Origin of the sequence: Nocardia sp. 852002-20019_SCH5090214, from assembly GCF_001665865.1 — a bacterium.
GTDB lineage: Bacteria > Actinomycetota > Actinomycetes > Mycobacteriales > Mycobacteriaceae > Nocardia > Nocardia nova.
Genome location: NZ_LZMK01000154.1, coordinates 42,090 through 61,616, shown reverse-complemented (window position 1 = coordinate 61,616; position 19,527 = coordinate 42,090). Strand labels below are relative to the sequence as shown.

The 19,527-nt window shown below is 68.1% G+C and carries 13 protein-coding genes and 1 tRNA gene; 5 read left to right on the top strand and 9 right to left on the bottom strand.

The window, feature by feature from the left end:
- From A5780_RS39975 to A5780_RS13265, 5 genes are all read right to left on the bottom strand, one after another.
- The coding region (locus A5780_RS39975) for a hypothetical protein (protein ID WP_156769484.1) at positions 1-380 on the bottom strand (380 nt) is incomplete at its 3' end.
- Between the two features lie 950 nt (positions 381-1,330).
- Positions 1,331-2,176 carry a DUF2637 domain-containing protein gene (locus A5780_RS13280; RefSeq protein ID WP_062968727.1) on the bottom strand — a complete coding sequence of 282 codons (846 nt, stop codon included), beginning with the start codon at positions 2,174-2,176 and terminating at the stop codon, positions 1,331-1,333.
- Between the two features lie 50 nt (positions 2,177-2,226).
- Positions 2,227-3,195, bottom strand: a complete 969-nt coding sequence (locus A5780_RS13275) for a site-specific integrase (protein WP_231982938.1) — start codon at positions 3,193-3,195, stop codon at positions 2,227-2,229.
- A 62-nt stretch (positions 3,196-3,257) separates the two neighbouring features.
- Positions 3,258-3,692 carry a hypothetical protein gene (locus A5780_RS13270; protein ID WP_062968723.1) on the bottom strand — a complete coding sequence of 145 codons (435 nt, stop codon included), beginning with the start codon at positions 3,690-3,692 and terminating at the stop codon, positions 3,258-3,260.
- Between the two features lie 155 nt (positions 3,693-3,847).
- Positions 3,848-3,929 (bottom strand) — tRNA-Leu (locus A5780_RS13265).
- 383 nt (positions 3,930-4,312) lie between these two features.
- On the opposite strand from A5780_RS13265, the gene A5780_RS13260 reads away from it, so the two are divergent.
- Both A5780_RS13260 and A5780_RS13255 read left to right on the top strand, forming a co-directional pair.
- A complete protein-coding gene (locus tag A5780_RS13260; protein ID WP_064908578.1) occupies positions 4,313-13,660 on the top strand; it encodes a type I polyketide synthase in 9,348 nt (3,115 codons plus the stop codon).
- Positions 13,661-13,746: 86 nt separating this feature from the next.
- Positions 13,747-14,172: a holo-ACP synthase gene (locus tag A5780_RS13255; RefSeq protein WP_030517926.1), complete on the top strand. Its 426-nt coding sequence runs from the start codon at positions 13,747-13,749 to the stop codon at positions 14,170-14,172.
- Positions 14,173-14,315: 143 nt separating this feature from the next.
- Here A5780_RS13255 and A5780_RS13250 read toward each other — a convergent pair whose 3' ends face one another.
- Positions 14,316-14,945 (bottom strand): TetR/AcrR family transcriptional regulator, encoded by a 630-nt coding sequence (locus tag A5780_RS13250; RefSeq protein WP_228793832.1) that lies wholly within the window; start codon positions 14,943-14,945, stop codon positions 14,316-14,318.
- Positions 14,946-15,273: 328 nt separating this feature from the next.
- On the opposite strand from A5780_RS13250, the gene A5780_RS13245 reads away from it, so the two are divergent.
- Positions 15,274-16,551 (top strand): hypothetical protein, encoded by a 1,278-nt coding sequence (locus tag A5780_RS13245; protein ID WP_156747649.1) that lies wholly within the window; start codon positions 15,274-15,276, stop codon positions 16,549-16,551.
- Positions 16,552-16,628: 77 nt separating this feature from the next.
- Here the strand turns inward: A5780_RS13245 and bcp are convergent, their stop codons facing one another.
- Positions 16,629-17,102 carry a thioredoxin-dependent thiol peroxidase gene (gene bcp / locus A5780_RS13240; protein ID WP_064906415.1) on the bottom strand — a complete coding sequence of 158 codons (474 nt, stop codon included), beginning with the start codon at positions 17,100-17,102 and terminating at the stop codon, positions 16,629-16,631.
- A gap of 100 nt (positions 17,103-17,202) precedes the next feature.
- On the opposite strand from bcp, the gene A5780_RS13235 reads away from it, so the two are divergent.
- Entirely contained in the window at positions 17,203-17,427 is a 225-nt protein-coding gene (locus A5780_RS13235) for a DUF3618 domain-containing protein (protein WP_030517930.1), read from the top strand.
- A 77-nt stretch (positions 17,428-17,504) separates the two neighbouring features.
- On the opposite strand, the gene A5780_RS13230 is transcribed toward A5780_RS13235, so the two are convergent.
- Together A5780_RS13230 and A5780_RS13225 are read right to left on the bottom strand one after the other, a co-directional pair.
- The gene (locus A5780_RS13230; RefSeq protein ID WP_063015339.1) at positions 17,505-17,819 is read right to left on the bottom strand and encodes an excalibur calcium-binding domain-containing protein; all 315 of its coding nucleotides are present in this window, start codon (positions 17,817-17,819) and stop codon (positions 17,505-17,507) included.
- A gap of 128 nt (positions 17,820-17,947) precedes the next feature.
- Positions 17,948-18,925 carry a pirin family protein gene (locus A5780_RS13225; protein ID WP_064908577.1) on the bottom strand — a complete coding sequence of 326 codons (978 nt, stop codon included), beginning with the start codon at positions 18,923-18,925 and terminating at the stop codon, positions 17,948-17,950.
- A 59-nt stretch (positions 18,926-18,984) separates the two neighbouring features.
- Here A5780_RS13225 and A5780_RS13220 point away from each other — a divergent pair, with 59 nt between their 5' ends.
- A complete protein-coding gene (locus A5780_RS13220; RefSeq protein ID WP_064908576.1) occupies positions 18,985-19,476 on the top strand; it encodes a MarR family winged helix-turn-helix transcriptional regulator in 492 nt (163 codons plus the stop codon).
- The last annotated feature ends 51 nt before the right edge of the window (positions 19,477-19,527 follow it).

The window sequence follows — 19,527 nt, the reverse complement described above, 5'->3', positions numbered from 1 at the left end:
GGCAGCGCGAGGAAAAGCGCAAAACCAAAAGCCCCAATCAAAATCGAAGCAGTCGAGACGTCCGGATGTGGACGGCTAATCAGCACGCCCGCAGCGGCGAAATACACGACCGCTGGCAAGCTCAGCACCACTGCGAGGGTTGTGAGGCGACCAGCACCCCGGAAGCCAGGCTCGGGCGCGAGTGATTGGGCCAGATAACTGGATTGCGTTCGCTCAACGAGCGAGGAGCCCATGACCGGCACCAGACCCGACGAACTCACTCCGACACCTGAGTAGTAGTCGGTGTCATACACCGTCGAAGTTCCCGAAGCGCGGATCGCGGGAACGCTCTGCACGCAATCGTCGTAACCGCAAGAGGGACAAGAGATATCGACGCTCATGAGGTTTCGATCCCCTCCGACCGCCGCTGCGCCGGGAAGATCGCAGGTGCGCAACAACGTCTCTGCTCGTAGCCGGTGGCGAGATGGTTGTGTCCATCGAACACCTCCACTCTGAGCCTGTCGATAGGTAAAACGAACAGTTGTGTCACGCATCGGGCACGTACCTCCTCATCTGCGACAGAAATGTGGTGTACATCACGCGAACCGCGGTCGGGGACGCTTGTCCGTCATTTGCGCGAATCCCTGAAGTACGCGTGCGCGTCCAGCGTGCTTGATAGCGACGCCGTCTGCTGGGACCCGTCACGTGTGGTCGATCGGTCTGCTGACGCCGTCAGTAGCAGGGAGGAGATATTGACGGCGTCAGCAGAGAACGGGTATGGTTTGCGCCGGAAAATTGCGCGAAGTTTCGTGAAATTCCTGTTGCTACCGGCGGAGACGTTGCATCGAACGGCTCAGCTCGACTTTTGTGAGGCAGGGGTTAGGGGTTCGATTCCCCTAACCCCTTCTACGCTGTTCTGAACGCCCCTGCGATACATCCCTGTATGCACTTCTGCGCCCCTTCAGGCTGTCCGTCTAATTTCGAGTTTAGCCACCATTCAGCGGCTTCGCTAGGAGCAGTTCTATTGCTGGCCCCGATTTGCGAAGCGCCGATGTGAAGGCACAGGTTTCGTGCCGGGCGCCATCCTCGATGCCCTGATCGGCCGGTCAGGCGAGCGTCTGCCCGGTTCCTAGAACAGCGGAGGTGGAACAGATTTCAGCGAAGCAGTGGCGCGCAGACCCGCTCCAGCAGTCGGGTAAACGTATCTTTCGATAATTAGCAGAGTAGCGACCGAACCCGATATTGACCTCAATCGTGTATCTAGTGCGCAGACATAGGGGATTTCTTTCGCGTGTACGTGTGCCGTGCAATTGGCGAACTCGTGCTGATCATCGAAGCGATGTTTCTGCACTCACGGTTGGAGGTCGGATTGTTTCCGGTCGTACATTGTGACGGGCGGGAGGTCGAGCGCCTTCGTGTGGGTGAGGATTCTGCTCACGGTTGATCTGCTGCGGCGGGTTCGTTTTGCGATTTCGGTGGCATTGAGTCCCTCGCTGTAATGCAATTCCAGAACTTGGGCAACTTGGTCGGCATTGCGCCGGCCGGCGGGATCGCGTGCACAGATGGCCGCGGCGATGTCGCTCCATTGTGTTGTGCTCGGTGCGGACTCGACCCGCCCGTCCAACCCCTCAGCCGACGTGCGCACGGTGTCGTCGGCAAGGGCCGGTGACGGATCCGGTGGTGTAGCGGGCATCGTCGGTGTGGTGGGTGCTGCGTCTTCTGTTGGGGTGCTGGTGTTGTGGGGTGGTTGTGTGATCGAGATGAGGGCGACGGTGGCTTGGGTCATCGAGCCTTCGATGATCAGCGGCCACAGCCATGCCTGGTTGTGCGGGATGCCGGCCAGTTCGGCGAGGGACCGCAATGCGGTGAACGACAGCCAGAACGCTCCGGCCGCGATGAGGACGGTCAGTACGACGGTGAGCCGGTGGGCGGCGGTGCTGTGCACCTGCTTTCGCTGTAGAACGGTGACACCGTGCACAGCGGTCAGTAACGCGATCGGTGGGACGACCGCGACCGCACCGGCGATCGGCGGAGCCGGTGCGTGCAGAACGGCGTGCACAGCGTTGCCGGTGATGCTCACCGTCGCCGATGCGACGAGCACGCACCAGAAGAAGGCGTGCGCACGGTCGGGTCTATCCCCGTGTTCCGGGGCGCTCGACGGAGGCGGCGTGCGCACAGTGGTGTCGGGTGCGGGCATGTGGTGTGGTCCTTCGGGCGAGCGGGGTTCCGGTGTGCACGCGGCAGTGTTCATGTGGCCGTAGGTCCTTCGGCCGTGGACAGAGGGTGGGGCTCGCCGGTGAGTACGGCGAGGGCGGTGGCGACTTCGAGCAGGTTGGCTTTGACGTAGGTGGCCGTCGTGCCCGCGGTCTTGCCGTCGTGCCCGGCGTAGGCACGTGCAACGGCGTAGCTGAAGGTGCGCTCCACCCAGGTCAGGGTGGTATGCCGGAGCCAGTGCATGGTCACGCCCTGTACGGCCACCCACGGCAGCTCTTCGCCGATGCGCGCCCAGATGTGGTCATAGCGCCGCGAGGAGATGGGTTTTCCGTTCTTGTATCGGAGCAACTGTTCCGACTGCGAGGCACCACGGTCGGCGGCGTGCTGAAGCAGGTGGCGCATCAGGGTCGGTGAAACGGGCTGCCAACGGTCGGTGCCGTCTTTTTCTCGCAACCACACCAGGCACTGGGTTGCATCGAGGTCGTGCGGTCGAAGCGCCAGCGCGCCGCTGCGGCGGCACGCCGTCTCGACGTGCAGGCGCAAGATCAACGAGTCCAGTTCCGGATCATTGCCGGTAGCCGCCGCGACAGCGCAGATCTCGGCCAATCGTGGCGAGGGAATCGCATAGCGATGGGAAGGTTTGCGCGTCGGCTTGGCCATCTTGCGAGCTGGATTGTCGCTGGCCCGGATCCAGCCGTTCTTCTCGGCGAACCGGTACACGCAGCGGACCGCGCCGACGAAGTGCTCCACCGCGCTTCCCCCGCCGCGCGACGCCCGGTTGGTGCGGGCGCGTTCTTGGACGGCTCGTGCCATGTCTTCGAGGTCGGCTTGGGTGGGCTCGTCCAACCGGCGTGCCGCCCATTCGGTTTCGAGTCGCCGCAGGTGGGTGTCGTAGGTACGCAGCGTTCCGCTTTTCAAGGTGGTACGTACCTGGGGGACGATGATCGCGAAGGTCGGAACCGATGCCGGCGACTCGACGAGATCGGCGGGCGAGAGGCCCATCTGGGCCAACAGGACTCGCGCGGCGGAGACGGTCTCCGCCGACGTCATGGTGGTCATCGCTGTCACCGCTCCAGCAAGGCCAGGCCGGCGGCGAACAGTTCCTCCATCGCAGCCGGAGGGGCGATGGCGAGTCGTTGACGGGTCTGCCTGCCGAGCAGCAGCACACGGTCACCGACGAACAGATTCACCCGGCGCCGCTGCCGGTACGGAATGCGAACAAAGCCTTCGCGCACAAGAACCGAGCCTTCGGGGTCGGCGGAGGCCACGAGTACGCCGTGATCGTCGCACCGGACGGTCAGCCTGGTACCCGGTGCCCAACCGAGCCCGGCGAACACTTTCCGGTCCAAGACCCGCCCAGCTTCGCCCACCGTGCTCATCCCGTACATCACGTCCGCGCTCGGCACGCGAACCGGGGACGGGTGGGGGAACCGGGCGCCCTCGATCAACTGTTGCAGCGGGGTCTGCGGGGGGATCACCGGCGCGATCACGCGCACCACCCCCAGCCACGATCGAGCCGGAAATCGGAGACGGGATCCGGCATCCGTGCCGGAAAACACTGCAGGTCAACACACATCGACACTGGAATTCCTTCGCGTGGTCGAGTGCGCTCAACCACGCGGACGCCGAATGTGTCACCAGTGACACGAAATCGTGCGCGAGGGGGGACTTGAACCCCCACGTCCGAGGACACTGGAACCTAAATCCAGCGCGTCTGCCAATTCCGCCACTCGCGCGTGATGGTACGACCGTCCAAACTCTACCGGCCCGGGCGCGGATCGCGAAGCCACGCGGGGGTGTCGTGTACCCACGGGTAACACGAACTGGGATTATAACGATTTGGCAACTCCCAATATGAGGAACCCTCAACTTTCTGACTTCCGAGTAACGCTGCCACCTGGGGCTTCAAACATGAGGGAGGGTCATGTTTGGCGTTGTTCTTGTACGGCTGTACCGAAATACTCGACGGTAGGGGCGCGGGGGCCGGGGAAACGTGAGGCTTTCCTCATGATTTTGTGCGAACCTGAGGCTTCGTCAGGTCCTCAGGGGTGAGGGACGCCTGTGCACGCAAGAGCGGGCCCCGCGGGGTGAGCCGCCACGAGAAGGAAGTCGATACGTCTTGACGATCAACGAACGCACCGGGACCGGAACGAACGCGAAGGTCGCTGGGGGAGTTTCGGATACGGGTATCAAGTCGTCGCTGCTGGATCGCCTGCTCGGTGGTGAGAAGTACGCGCTGGCCTTCGGTGGCCAGGGTGCGCAGTGGCTGCGGGAGCTGGAGGAGATCGGACGCGACAGTGCGCTCGAGCCCGAGTTGACCGCGCTCGTGCACGAAGCGGATGCGCGGCTGGAACCGGTGGCGGCGCAGCTGCTGGTGGTCCGGCCCGTCGGCTTCGATCCGATCGCGTGGATGCTCGAGGACGAGCTGGCCGACGGCGAGGAAGGCGAGGAGTCGGCGGCGCCGTCCGCGCAGGCGCTGCGTTCCGCAGCGGTCTCGATGCCGGGCGTCTTCCTCGCGCAGGTCGCCGCACTGCGGGCGCTGCGGATGCAGGGACTGGATCCGGCCGAGCAGGCGCCGACCGGCATCATCGGTCACTCCCAGGGCCTGCTCGCCGCCGAGGCCGCGACCGCACAGGGTGCGCGTGACGCGGAACTGCTCGCACTGGCCCAATTGATCGGCGCGGCGGCCACACTGGTCGCGCGCCGGCGCGGTCTCATTCCGGTCGGCGACAAATCGCCGATGGTCGCGGTGTCCAATGTCGACCCCGACGAGCTGCGCGCGGTCGTGGCCGAGGTCTCGGAAGGTGTGGACCCGAACATCGCCGCGGTGGTGTCGATTCGCAACGGCCGCCGGCGCGCGGTGCTGTCGGGCACCGTGGCCCAGTTGGAGCGGGTGCGGCAGCGCTGCACCGAGATCAACGCCGAGCAGAGCCGCGATCGCGATGCCAAGAAGCGCGGCGGCTCGGTGTTCGCCCCGGTCTTCGAGGACGTCCAGGTCGAGGTCGCTTTCCATCATCCCGCGCTGGCCGAGACCGTCGAGCTGGTGTCGGCCTGGGCCGCGCAGTGTGAGATCGACACCGAACTCGCCGCGCAGCTGGCCCGCAGCATTCTGGTCGACCCGGTGGACTGGGTGCAGATCGTCGACGACACCGTTTCCGGTGGCGCGCAATGGATTCTGGATATCGGCCCAGGTGATCTGCTGAGCCGCTTGACCCAGGGGTCGCTCAAGGGCACCGGCGTGGGCATCGTCGCGGCCGCGACCCGGCCCGGTCAGCGCAGCCTCTTCACCCCGGGCGCGGCTCCGCAGGTCGCCCCGTCCTGGGATGCGTTCGCCCCCAAGCCGATTCGTCTCCCCAACGGCCGGATCGTGGTCGAAACCGCCTTCACTCGCCTGACCGGCCGGTCGCCGATTCTGCTGGCCGGTATGACCCCGACCACCGTCGACGCGAAAATCGTTGCCGCCGCGGCGAATGCGGGTCACTGGGCCGAGCTGGCCGGTGGCGGCCAGGTGACCGAGCAGATCTTCGCCGATCGGGTCGCCGAGCTGAAGACCCTGCTGCAGCCGGGCCGGGCCGTGCAGTTCAACTCGCTGTTCCTCGACCCCTACCTGTGGAAATTGCAGCTGGGCGGTAAGCGGCTGGTGCAGCGCTCCCGCACGGCCGGCGCCCCGTTCGACGGCGTGGTCGTGACCGCGGGCATCCCCGAACTCGACGAGGCCGTGGCGCTGATCGCCGAGCTGACCGAGGCCGGCATCACCCACGTCGCGTTCAAGCCCGGTACCGTCGCGCAGATCCGCGCGGTGCTGCGCATCGCCGACGAGGTGCCGGACTACCCGGTGATCATGCACATCGAGGGCGGTCGCGCGGGCGGCCACCACTCCTGGGAGGACCTCGACGACCTGCTGCTCGAGACCTACGCCGAACTGCGCAACCGCGCGAACGTCGTGGTCTGCGTCGGTGGCGGCATCGGCACCCCGGAGCGGGCCACCGAATACCTCACCGGCGAATGGTCGGTTTCCCACGGCTACCCGACGATGCCGCTGGACGGCGTGCTGGTCGGCACCGCGGCCATGGCCACCCTGGAGGCCACCACCGCACCCGAGGTCAAGCAGCTGCTGGTCGACACCCCCGGTACCCCCGACTGGGTCGCCGCCGGGACCGCCACCGGCGGAATGGCTTCCGGCCGTAGCCAATTGGGCGCCGACATCCACGAGATCGACAACTCCGCCTCGCGGACCGGGCGCCTGCTCGACGAGGTCGCCGGTGACGCCGAGGCCGTGGCCGCGCGCCGCGACGAGATCATCGAGGCGCTCGACCGCACCGCCAAGCCGTACTTCGGCGATGTCGCCGGTATGACCTACCTGCGCTGGCTGGAGCGCTACGTCGAGCTGGCCGCACTGCTGCCCGAGCACCAGCGCGCCGGTCGCGACGGCTTCGACTGTGGCACCGACCTCGGCGACGCGATCGCCGACGCCACCCGCTCGGTCTGGGCCGACATCACGTGGCGGGATCGGTTCGCCGAGATGGTGCGGCGCGCCGAGGGCCGCCTCAACCCCGCCGACCGCGGCCGCATCCCGACCCTGTTCGACGACGACAGCGTCTTCGAACGGCCGGTGCACGTGATCTGCACGCTGAAGGAGCACTACCCGGCCGCCGCCGAGACCGTCCTGCACCCGGCCGATGTGCCGTTCTTCGTCTCGCTGTGCAAGACCCCGGGCAAGCCGGTCAACTTCGTGCCGGTCGTCGACGCCGACGTGCGCCGGTGGTGGCGCTCGGACTCGCTGTGGCAGGCCCACGACCCGCGCTACGCCGCCGACCAGGTATGCGTGATCCCCGGCACCGTCGCGGTCGCCGGCATCACCCGCGTCGACGAGCCGGTCGGTGAACTGCTCGACCGCTTCGAACAGGACACCGCCTACACGCTGATCCGCGGCGGCGTCACCCCCGCCGCCGTCGACGGGCGCCGCCGCGCCGACATCGGTTCCGGCGCCATCGACGTCGTGCTTGCCGCGCCCGACGTGCAGTGGGCCGGGCGTACCACCGCCAACCCGGTGCACCGGCTCGGCGATCTGCACGAGTGGATCGTCGACCCTCAGGGCGCGGTGCACCGGCCGACCGGCGCCACCCTGGTTCCGGCTACCGGCCCCGACGCCGACAACGCCTACGTGGAACTGGCCGTCCCGCTGTCGCCGGCGAACGAGGTCCGGATCCGGATCACGGTTCCCGCTTCGGTCTACAACGGTGGCGCGCCGGTGGTGACCGAAGACGATGCCGAGGCCGCGATGTCGGCCCTGCTGGCCGTGGCTGCCGGGCAGGCGCTGCCGGAAGTCAAGTCCGCCAACGGCTCTCACGTCGCACACGTCAACCTCGCCTGGACGCCCGATATGGTCGCCGACCACGCCGGTGTGACCGGCTCGGGTCTGCCGGAGGGCCTCAGCACCATCGGCCGCCGGGTTCCCGACGTGCTGGTCGGCGCGTGCTGGCCGGCCGTATTCGCCGTGCTGGGCGCGAGCCGCGCAGAGGGCGAGAACGGAAGCGTCAGCAGTGTTATCGAGGGCATGCTGGATCTGGTGCACCTGGACCACCAGGTCGACCTGGTGCGTGAGCTGCCCGGTGATCCGGCGGTGCTCAGCGTTCGCGCGGAATCCGCGTCGGTGGTCGACACCGATCTGGGGCGCGTCGTCGAGGTGCGGGTCACCGTCGGGGTCATGCGCGATCACGGTCTGGAGACGCCGACCGTCGCAACGCTGGTGGAACGCTTCGCGATTCGCGGCCGCAACGGCGGCAACGAGCTCACCGATCCGCCGCGCGCGGCCGGGACCGTGTCCGAGGAGGCCACCGAAACCCCGCGCCGCCGTCGTCGCGACGTCACGCTCACCGCGCCGCGGGCCATGGCCGCCTTCGCCGAGGTCTCCGGCGACCACAACCCCATCCACACCAGCAACGCCGCCGCGAAACTCGCGGGCCTGGGCAGCCCGATCGTGCACGGCATGTGGCTGTCGGCCGCTGCCCAGCACGCGGTGTCGGCCGTGGATCCCGAATCTCCGCTGCCCGCACGCACTGTCACCGCCTGGACCACCCGATTCCTCGGCATGGTCCGGCCGGGCGCGCAGATCGATGTGCGCGTCGAGCGGATCGCCGTCGACCGCGGCTGCGAGATCGTCGAGGTGTCCTGCCGGACCGGCGGTGATCTGGTGATGACCGCAACCGCCCGGTTGGCGGCTCCCAAGACCGTCTACGCCTTCCCCGGTCAGGGCATCCAGACCAAGGGGATGGGCCTGGACGCCCGGTCGCGGTCGAAGGCGGCCAAGCAGGTGTGGGATCGCGCCGACAAGCACACCCGGGAAGCTCTGGGCTTCTCGATCCTCGCCGTGGTGCGCGACAACCCGACCTACCTCAAGGCGCGGGGCGTGGAATACCGTCACCCGCAGGGTGTTCTGCATCTGACCCAGTTCACTCAGGTCGCGATGGCCACCCTGGGCGTGGCTCAGGTCGCCGAACTGCGCGAGGCCGGTGCGTTCGTCGAGGGCGCGATGCTGGCCGGCCACTCCGTCGGTGAGTACAACGCGCTGGCCGCGGTGGCCGGTGTGCTGCCGCTGGAAGCCGTGCTCGAGGTCGTGTTCCAGCGTGGCTCGGCCATGCACGAGCTGGTGCCCCGGGATGCGCAGGGCCGCAGCGACTATCGGATGGCCGCCATTCGCCCGTCGCAGATCGGGCTGCCCGACGCCGAGGTGATCGACTTCGTCGCCGGCGTCGGCGAGCGCGTCGGCGAGTTCCTCGAGGTGGTGAACCTGAACCTGCGCGGTTCGCAGTACGCGATCGCCGGTACGGTCGCCGGGCTCGAGGAACTGGAAGCCGAAATCGAGCGTCGCCGTGCGGAATTCGGCGGTAAGCGTGCCTTCGTGCTGGTGCCGGGCATCGACGTACCGTTCCACTCGACGGTGCTGCGCAAGGGCGTGCCCGAGTTCCGGAACAAGCTCGAGGAGCTGCTGCCGGAGAACCTGCATCCGGAAATCCTTGCCGGGCGCTACATTCCGAACCTGGTGCCGCGGCCGTTCTCGCTGGAGCGCGACTTCATCGCCGAGATCGCCGGCTACGTGCCGTCGGAGCCGCTGCGCGCGGTACTCGACGACTTCGAGTCGTGGTCCGCGCGTCCGGAAGAACTGTGCCGGGTGGTGCTGATCGAGCTGCTGGCCTGGCAGTTCGCCAGCCCGGTGCGCTGGATCGAGACCCAGGATCTGCTGTTCGGCGACACCGGACGCGGTGGCCTCGGCGTGGAGCGGTTCGTCGAGATCGGCCTGGCGGCGACGCCGACCGTGGCGAACCTGGCGAGCAATACCCTGAAGTTGCCGCAGTACTCCGCCACCAAGGTCGAGGTGCTCAACATCGAGCGCGAGGCCGGCGTGGTGTACTCCACCGACACCGATCCGGCGCCGGTCGACGAGCCGGAAGAGGCTGCGGCCGAAGCGGTTCCGGCCGAGACGGCCGCTGCGGCCGCCCCGGCACCGGCTCCGGTCGCCGCTGCCGGTGGTCCTCGCCCCGACGACCTCACCTTCACCGCCGCCGACGCCACCCGCGTGCTGATCGCGCTGTGGACCAAGCTGCGGCTGGACCAGATCGGTCCCGTGGACACCATCGAGGCGCTGTGCGACGGTGTCTCCTCGCGGCGCAACCAGCTGCTGGTCGACCTCGGCTCCGAACTGTCGCTGGGTGCGATCGACGGCGCCGCGGATGCCGATATGGGCGCCCTCTCGGTCACCGTCGACCGCCTGGCCCGCACCTACAAGCCGTTCGGCTCGGTGCTGTCCGACGCCATCGGTGATCACCTGCGCAAGGTGTTCGGTCCCTCGGGCAAGCGCCCCGCGGCGATCACCGATCGCGTGAAGAAGGTGTGGCAGCTCGGCGACGGCTGGGCCCACCACGTCACCGCCGAGGTGTCGCTCGGCACCCGTGAGGGCACCAGCGTGCGCGGCGGGGATCTCGGTGGCCTGGTCTCCGGCGCGCTGAGCGACGGCGCCGCGGTGGATGCCGCGATCGACGCCGCGGTGCAGGCCGTGGCCGCCCGCCGCGGAATCAGCGTCGCGCTGCCGGCCGCCGGTGGTGGCGGTGGCGCCACGGTCGACGCGGCCGCCCTCGGTGAATTCACCGAGCAGATCACCGGTCGCGACGGTGTGCTGGCGACCGCCGCCCGGGTGGTGCTCGAGCAGCTGGGGCTCACCGACCAGGTGTCGGCGCCGGAGGCGAGCGACGAATCGCTGGTCGACCTGGTCTCGGCCGAATTGGGTTCGGACTGGCCGCGTTTGGTGGCTCCGGCCTTCGACGCCCGCAAGGCCGTGCTGATCGACGACCGCTGGGCCACCGCCCGCGAGGATCTGGCCACGCTGTGGGTGGGTGGCTCGGGCGAGGACACGGTCGACAGTTTCGTCGGAGCCGGTAAGGCCGTTGCGGCACAGGCGCAGTGGTGGCGCAAACTCGCCATGGGCGAAGCGCGTTCGGTGCTGGCCCGGACCTATGAACGGATCGCCGAGGCGGCCGTGAGCACCGATGAGGGTGTTTGGTCCGCCGATACCGCGGTGATCACGGGCGCGAGCAAGGGGTCCATCGCGGCCTCGATCGCGGGCCGGCTGCTCGCCGGCGGCGCGACCGTCATCCTCACCACATCCAAGCTCGACGACGACCGCCTCGCCTTCTACAAGCAGCTCTACCGCGAGCACGCTCGTGCGGGGGCCGCGCTGTGGGTGGTGCCGGCGAATATGGCCTCCTACTCCGATATCGACGCGCTGATCGACTGGGTCGGCAACGAGCAGACCGACAACGCCGGCGGCGCGAAGGTTCTCGTGAAGCCCGCGATGACCCCGACGCTGCTGCTGCCGTTCGCCGCCCCGCGGGTGGCCGGCGATCTGGCCGATGCCGGGGCGCGCGCCGAAATGGAGATGCGGGTCCTGCTGTGGTCGGTGGAACGTCTGATCGGCGGTCTGTCCGCCCTCGGCGCCGACCACGACGTGGACGCGAAACTGCATGTGGTGCTTCCGGGTTCGCCCAACCGCGGCATGTTCGGCGGCGACGGCGCCTACGGCGAGTCGAAGGCCGCGCTGGACGCGGTGATCGCCAAGTGGCGGGTCGAGAAGTCGTGGGCGCAGCGGGTCACCCTGGTCCACGCGATGATCGGCTGGGTGCGCGGCACCGGCCTGATGGGTCATAACGATCCGCTGGTCGCGGCCGTCGAGAAGGCCGGCGTGCACACCTGGTCCACCCAGGAGATGGCCGACGAGCTGCTCAAGTGGTGCACGTCGCGGGCCCGCGCCGTCACCGCCACCGGACCGCAACAGATCGACCTCACCGGCGGCCTGGCCGGTGCGAAGCTGGACCTGTCGGCCCTGGCCGAGGACGTCGAGCGCGAGCCGGAGACGATCGCCGACGAGCGGGCGACGGTCCCGGCGCTGCCGGTGCCGCCAACGCTCACCTCGGCGCTGCCGACTCCCGAATGGGGCGCTGTCACCGCCGATCTCGCCGATATGGTCGTGATTGTCGGCGCCGGTGAGCTCGGTCCCTACGGTTCCGCGCGTACGCGCTTCGAGATGGAGGTCGCCGACGAACTGTCCGCAGCCGGCGTCCTGGAGCTGGCGTGGACCACCGGTCTGGTCACCTGGGAGAACGACCCGAAGCCGGGCTGGTACGACGCCGAGAGCGGCGAATACGTCGAGGAATCGGAGCTGGCCGAGCGCTACCACGACGCGGTGGTGCAGCGCTGTGGCATCCGCCGCTACGGCGACGACGGTTCCATGATCGACAACGCGGCGCCGCTGCTCACCTCGGTCTTCCTCGACCGGGATCTGAGCTTTGTGGTCAACAGCGAGGCCGAGGCGCGCGCGTTCTACGCCGCCGATCCGGAGCACACCGTGATCAGCCCCGTCGCCGAGTCGAGCGACTGGCAGGTGATTCGCCAGGCGGGCACCGAGATTCGGGTGCCGCGCAAGGCGAAGCTGTCGCGCACCGTCGGCGGTCAGATCCCCGAGGGCTGGGATCCGACCCGCTGGGGCATCTCGCCGGATATGGCGAGTTCGGTGGACCGGGTGGCGCTGTGGAACATCGTCTGCACCGTGGACGCGTTCCTGTCCAGCGGCTTCAGCCCCGCCGAGCTGATGAGCTGGGTGCACCCGGCGATGGTGACCAACACCCAGGGCACCGGTATGGGCGGCATGTCCTCGATGCGCTCGCTCTACATCGACAACCTGCTCGGTGAGCCGCGGGCCAACGACATCCTGCAGGAGGCGTTGCCGAACGTCGCACTGGCGCACGTGGTTCAGTCCTACGTCGGCAGCTACGGCGGCATGATCCATCCGGTCGCGGCGTGTGCGACCGCGGCGGTGTCGGTCGAGGAGGGTGTCGACAAGATCCGTCTCGGCAAGGCCGAGGTCGTGGTCGCCGGCGGTTACGACGATCTCGGTATCGAGGGCATCGTCGGCTTCGGTGACATGTCGGCGACCGCGGATTCTGCGGCCATGAGCGCCAAGGGCATCAGCGACCGCTACTTCTCCCGGGCCAACGACCGGCGTCGCGGCGGATTCATCGAATCCCAGGGTGGCGGAACGGTTCTGCTGGCCCGCGGTGACATCGCCGCGGAGTTCGGCCTGCCGGTTCTCGGTGTGGTCGCGTTCGCGCAGTCCTTCGCCGACGGCGTGCACACCTCGATCCCGGCTCCCGGACTGGGCGCGCTCGGCGCGGGTCGCGGTGGTGCGGAATCACGGCTGGCCGCCGAACTGCGCAAGCTGGGCGTGACCCCGGACGAGATCGCGGTGATCTCCAAGCACGACACCTCCACCGCCGCCAACGATCCCAACGAATCGGAGCTGCACGAGCGGCTGGCCGGCGCGCTGGGACGGTCCGAAGGCGCTCCGATGTTCGTGATTTCGCAGAAGTCGCTGACCGGTCACGCCAAGGGCGGTGCGGCCGCCTTCCAGCTGATCGGGCTGTGCCAGGTGCTGGAGCAGGGTGTGATTCCGCCGAACCGCAGCCTCGACTGCGTCGACGAGAAGATGGCCGAGTACCCGCACCTGGTGTGGCCGCGGCAGCCGCTGCGGTTCGGGGATCGGTTCGCGCTCAAGGCCGGTCTGGTGACCTCGCTCGGATTCGGGCACGTCTCCGGTCTGCTGGCGGTCGTGCATCCGCAGGCCTTCGTCGAGGCGCTCGATCCGCAGCGTCGCGACGACTACCTGCGCCGCGCCGAGGAACGCCGGCTCGCCGGGCGTCAGCGGCTGGTCGAGGCGATGTGCGGTGGGGAACCGCTGTACGAGCGGCCCGCCGACCGCCGTCTCGGCGGCGACGGCACTCCGGCCAAGCAGATCCGTCAGCTCGAGGCCGACGTGCTGCTCTCGGCGGAGGCCCGCCTGGGCGCCGAGGGGCTGTATCTGGCCCACGGCTCCTGCGGCACAGGCGAACTGGCCGGTAACCGGGAGGCCGAGAAGTAGGGAGATCGGCCCCGGGAAGTAACAACTCCCGGGTAACGATCCGCCGATACCGATGATGGCCCGCCGAATCCGTAGGCTGCGGATTCATGACCATCCTCGGTATCGGCTTGGATCTGGTGACCATCTCCGATTTCGCCGAACAGCTCGAACGGGCCGGAACCACTATGCTCCGGGAGAGTTTCACCGCGGGTGAGCGGCGTTACTGTCAGAGCAAGGGCACCGATCCGGCCCGCAGTTTCGCGGCGCGGTGGGCGGCCAAGGAGGCCGTGCTCAAAGCATGGGCCACCTCGCGGTTCGCGCGCCGCCCGCAGATCGGTGACAACCCGTATCCGCTCATCGAAGTGGTGAACGACGCCTGGGGCCGGCCCAGCATCAAATTGCACGGGCTGGCAGCGGAATTCCTGCCGCGGGTGCGGGTTCACCTGTCGATCACGCACGACGGCGATACGGCCGCCGCGATGGTCGTCCTCGAGGATCCGGGCGAATTGGCCGATCTGATCGAAAACCCCTGAGGCGGTAGGGCTCCGGCACCCCCAGTCGGCCCGTCGCTCCTGCGAAGGCCGGAACCGGCGACGTCTCGCTCACACGTCGCCGGTTCCGCCCTTCGTCGGAGCGACGGAAAGCCCTGTCGGCGACAGGTGCGGATCGCGCGCGATCAGGTCGTCGTATCGCGTTGTCCGGTGCGCGATTCCTTCTCCGCGATCAACAGGTACGCGACCATGAGCCGCTTGAGTTCGGCCACGGCCGCCTCGTGGCTGAGCCCGTCCTGTACCGAGAAATTCAGCATCGAATACACCACGTGCACCAGCACCTGCGCCATCATCGAGCGGCGCCCGCGCGGGGTGCGCGGCATCAGCGGCCGCAGCATCTGCTGCACCGCCTCGGCGAATTCCTTCTCGTGGATGGCACCGGTGGCGCGGGTCGACGGGGTCGACTGCATGGCCAGCCACACCTCGCGCCGCGACGGATCGGTCATCCACAGTTCCGCGAGGTGGTCGACGAGTTTGTTCATATGCCGCAACCAGTCCATCGACGGAATTTCGCCGTGGAAGTCGGCCAGCTCCTGGGAAACGGCCACCAGATCCTGCCGATTCAATTCGCAGACGATGACGTATTTGTTGGCGAAGAACTGATACAGCGTGCCGATCGGCACCTCGGCGCGGGCGGCGACTTCCTCGCACGTGAACGATTCGAATCCGACCTCGACCAATAGTTCGCGCGACGATTGCAGCAGCGCATCGAATTTGCGCTTGCTACGTTCCTGGGTGGGCCGCCGGCGCGGCATCAACTCCTGCGGGTCGTCCTGCAGCTCCAACGCCGGATCAGGACGCCGGTTCGACCTCGGTGCCGTGCGCGCTTCCACCACATCCACCAGGCTAGCGGTAGCGACACGCGGATGACACACGGTGCCGACTTCTGTACCCGCGATTCGGTCCGATTCATAACCCATCCAAGCCGAATGTGGTGACGAACACATACCGAGTAGATCTACATCGGCGGGGGTGTGTCGATTTTCGATCATTCCCGCTGCGGCGTTGAACCGCTGCTCGGCGCAGCTTCTCCGGCGCGGTTCCTGCACACGGAAGGCCTGATCTGTGGTGGTTCGACCTGTGGTGACTCTCGGTGCTTCGATCGCTCGCGACTGCGTGGACGCGGTGGCCCTGCGCGAGGGAAGTGCGAAACTGACCGACCGGGTGCTCGCGCACCACGTGGCCGAACTGGGCGCCGCGTCGCCGGCCGGATTGCCCGGACTGATCGAAGCGCTGCTCGACGGGCTCGCCGCGCGGGTCGGCGCGGAGTACGAGATCGCCGGGGCGGCCGTGACCTATCGCGATGCCGCGGGCCGGCGGGCGGTCGTCACCGGCCTGGCTTCCGGGCCGTGGTACGAGGCCTCGCTGGTCTCGGCCAAGTCGGCGCATCTGGCACTGGCCCGCGCGATGACCTGGGCGAGCGAATTCGACCACCTGCTGATCTGCGAGCTGACCCCGGGATACCAGGGCTTCTCGCTGATTTCGCCGCATCGCGACCGCGTGGTCGCGGCCACCGCGACCGCCGCCGGTTTCGTCTCCGAGGATTCGCTGCGGCCGGGCATCGCCGCCGCCTGGGATCAGCTGGATGCGGCCGGTGTGCGGCCCAGCGCGGTCGTCGCGATCGGTTCGGAGGCAGAGCAGCCGGGGCTCGCCGCGGTGTTGTCGGCGGGGTTCAACGCGCCGGTGATTCCGTGCGCGGTGGCGGAGGCCGGGTCGGCGATCGGTGCGGCACTCGTGGTGCAGCCGGAGGCGTTCGTCGCGGGAACGGGGGAACGCGCACGGGTATCACGCAATTCGGTCGCGGTCGTCGCCGCGGCGAGCGTGCTGGCCGGCGGTCTGACCATCGGCGGCGTGCACGAGCTCACCGATCATCCGCGCTCGGATGCCACCACCCGCCTCGCCGACGCCCGCAACGCGCAGCCGAGCCGGGGGCCGCGCCACGCACGACCGGAACCGGGTCTGCCGGCGGTGGATTCGATTCCGGAATTGCCGGTCGACGGTCCCGCCGATCGGCCGTCATCGGGTCCGCGGCATGCCGCACCGGATCCGTCCGACGCCGATCCGGCCGCGGCGGGCTGGGGTCCGGACGGTTCGTCCTGGCTGGGCGTGCGCGGTTCGGATCCGGCGAGTGAGCCGAAGCGCCTGACCAAGGAGGCGCCGCAGCCGGATTCGGCGCAACCGCAGACGAAGTCGGTGATCCCCGCTCCGACCGAACCGGTCGGAGCGCCCAACGGCTCGCTGCTGTTTCCGGGCGAGCCGGCGCCGCCACAGCTCGGTACCGCCGAATTCACCGAGTGGTGGGACAACCACTGGCGGCTGACGCTGCGCTGGATGGTCGCGATGATGCCCCAGCGCGACTGAACAGCCGCGAAAACACCCGCGAGGGGGCCCGGGACGATCGTCGCGGGCCCCCTCGCCTCGTCTACGGCCGGTCCGCGCTACACCGACAGGTCGCGGCGCAGCTTCGCCACATGTCCCGTCGCGCGCACGTTGTACTGCGCCACCTGGATGACGCCCTGCTCGTCCACCAGGAAGGTGGAGCGGATGACGCCGGTGATGCGCTTTCCGTACATCGTCTTCTCACCGTAGGCGCCCCATGCCTGGAGCACTTCGCGGTCCGGATCGGAGAGCAGCGGGAAGGTCAGTTTCTCGTTGTCCCGGAATTTCGCCAGCTTGGCCGGTTTGTCGGGCGAAATACCGATGACGTCGAGGCCGGCCTCGTTCAGCTCGGTCAGGTTGTCGCGGAAGTCGCACGCCTGCTTGGTGCAGCCGGGCGTGCTGGCGGCCGGGTAGAAGTAGACGATCACCTTGCGGCCTCGGTAGTCCGCCAGCGACACCGGCTTACCGTCGGCGTCGGGAAGCGTGAAATCCGGCGCGGGATCGCCGGGGCCGAGTTTTTTGGTATCGGTCATGCCAGCACGGTAGCCCACCGATGTGACAACGGACGCGACATCGGGGGCGGCGGATAGACTCGACGCCCAGCGACCTACCGGAACGACAACAGGAGACAATGTGGCGAGGGATACCGAGCACATCGAGCGGGAGATCGAAGCCGCGCGCAATCGGCTCGCGGGCACACTCGACGAGCTCGCGGTGCGGGCGGACCCGCAGCGGATCGCCGACAACACGAAGAGGGCCGTGGTGGCGAAGGTGAACGAGCCGAAGGTGAAGTACAGCCTGATCGGCGCGGGCGCCCTGGTCGGCGTGCTGGTGCTGATCAAGATCTTCCGCCGCTGACGCCGCAGAAACGACGGAACCCGGTGTGACACAGTGTCACACCGGGTTCTTTTCGTCTACGGCCAGTGCCGCGGAGATCAGACGGTCGGGCAGGCCATACCGGTGCCGTCGGGATCCAGGTGCGGCGAATAGCCGGGCTCACCACGGAACAGCGGGGCACGACCCGCCGCCCGGGCCTCGTCACAATTCTTGAACGTGCCTCCCGCCGAACCCGTCTGGGTCAGCCCCGCCGAGCCGGTGGCACCGATGGCATCGTCGATACCCGACGATCCGGTACCGGCGGAACCGGTGGGAACGAAACCGTCGGCCATGGCGGACGGGGCGGTGAGGACGATCGGGGCGGCGAGGGTGATCAAGCCCGCGCCGGTCACGATTAGCCTGCGAACGTTCATGTATTCCTCGATGTCAGCTGCGGTTGATACGGCGGACCGGCCGCACTCCCCGCGGTGGCAGGGCCGGAACCGCCGAGTCTACTGTTCTGATGGCGACCGCCGTTGTCAACCGCACGGCCGAGAGCCGCTTATTCACCCAGGCGGCGGCCCGTCATATGTTCCGCCGGAATATGTCCCATTCGCCCGGCCTCGAAATCCGTTATGGCGTCGATGATTTCCTGTTTGGAATTCATCACGAACGGCCCGTATTGCACGACCGGTTCACGAATGGGCGCGCCGCCCAGCAGTAGTACCTCGAATTGACCGGTGGGTCCGTCCTGGTGGTCGTCGGCGGTCAGCGCGACGGCCTCGCCGTGGCCGAGTACCGCCAGTTGCCCCTCGGTGAGGGTGCGGCCTTCGTCGCCGACGGTGCCGCTGCAGGCCAGCACGTACGCCATCGCGGTGAACTCCTGCGGCCACGGCGTTTCCAGCCGCGCGCCGGGGCTGATCGAGGCGTGCGCGTAGGCGATGGGCGTATAGGTCGAGCCGGGACCCTCGTATCCGCCGACATTTCCGGCGATGATGCGCACGAGTGCGCCGCCGTCGTGGGAGGTGACCAGTGTCAATTCGCTCGCGCGCAGATCCTGGTAGCGCGGGTCCGCCATTTTCAGCGACCGCGGCAGGTTGACCCACAGCTGCACGCCGTGGAAGACGCCGCCGGAGATCACCAGGTCCTCGGCGGGAAGTTCGTCGTGCAGGATGCCCGAGCCGGCGGTCATCCATTGGGTGTCGCCCTCGGCGATCGTTCCGCCGCCGCCGTTGGAATCGTGGTGGACCATGGTGCCGTCGATCATGTACGTGACGGTTTCGAAACCGCGGTGCGGATGCCACGGGGCGCCCTTGGCCTGGTAGGGCTCGTAGGCGACCGGGCCCATGTGGTCGAGCAGGATGAATGGATCCGCAGTGCGCACATCGAGGCTCGGGAAGGGCCGGCGCACCTCGAATCCGGCGCCCTCGAGTTGTTTGTGGGCGGTGGTCACGGTCCGGACCGGCCGCTGCCGCATGGTCTGCTCCGGTCGGGGCAGTCGCGGCAGCACCAGGATGTCGTCGACGGTGATCGCGGGCATGGTGTCCTCCTAGGCCGGTTGGTGTCCATGTCAACCAATTACTCGGTAGGATCATTCCCATGGTGCGGTGGCTGGACGAACAGGAGCAACGGACCTGGTCCGCGTACATCCGGCTGCGTCAGCGCCTCGACGCCGCGATGGCCGCCGGACTCGCGAGCGACGGCCTGTCGGTCTCCGACTACGAAATTCTGGTGGCACTGTCAGACGCGTGCGAGGGGAGTGTGCGTGCCCGCGACCTCGCCGCGCAGATCTGCTGGGACAAGAGCCGGCTGTCGAAGCATCTGGCGCGGATGGACAAGCGCGGGCTGGTGGTGCGGAGTCCGGCCGCCGACGATGCGCGCGGCCGGCTGATCTGTCTCACCGACTCCGGTCGCCGGGCGCTCGAAAAGGCCGCGCCCCGGCATGTCGAATTGGTGCGGCGGCTGTTCGTCGACCAGCTGACCGACGCGGAGGCGCGGGCGTTGCGATCGCTGGCGGACAAGGTGAGCGCGCGTACCGAGAGCGAATCGGATATGCCGCCGGCGATCGGTGACATTGCGCAAGCGGATTGAGACGCACAGCGGACGGTCGGGCGAATTTCCGATACCGAGGCTCCGAAGTCG

Bases quoted from the DNA above. Each gene is read 5' to 3' on its own strand.
- A5780_RS13220 (WP_064908576.1), top strand. From the start codon at position 18,985: ATGGTGCGGTGGCTGGACGAACAGGAGCAACGGACCTGGTCCGCGTAC.
- bcp (WP_064906415.1), bottom strand. From the start codon at position 17,102: ATGACCGATACCAAAAAACTCGGCCCCGGCGATCCCGCGCCGGATTTC.
- A5780_RS13275 (WP_231982938.1), bottom strand. From the start codon at position 3,195: ATGGGCCTCTCGCCCGCCGATCTCGTCGAGTCGCCGGCATCGGTTCCG.
- A5780_RS13230 (WP_063015339.1), bottom strand. From the start codon at position 17,819: ATGAACGTTCGCAGGCTAATCGTGACCGGCGCGGGCTTGATCACCCTC.
- A5780_RS13280 (WP_062968727.1), bottom strand. From the start codon at position 2,176: ATGCCCGCACCCGACACCACTGTGCGCACGCCGCCTCCGTCGAGCGCC.
- A5780_RS13250 (WP_228793832.1), bottom strand. From the start codon at position 14,945: ATGCCGCGCCGGCGGCCCACCCAGGAACGTAGCAAGCGCAAATTCGAT.
- A5780_RS13255 (WP_030517926.1), top strand. From the start codon at position 13,747: ATGACCATCCTCGGTATCGGCTTGGATCTGGTGACCATCTCCGATTTC.
- A5780_RS13225 (WP_064908577.1), bottom strand. From the start codon at position 18,925: ATGCCCGCGATCACCGTCGACGACATCCTGGTGCTGCCGCGACTGCCC.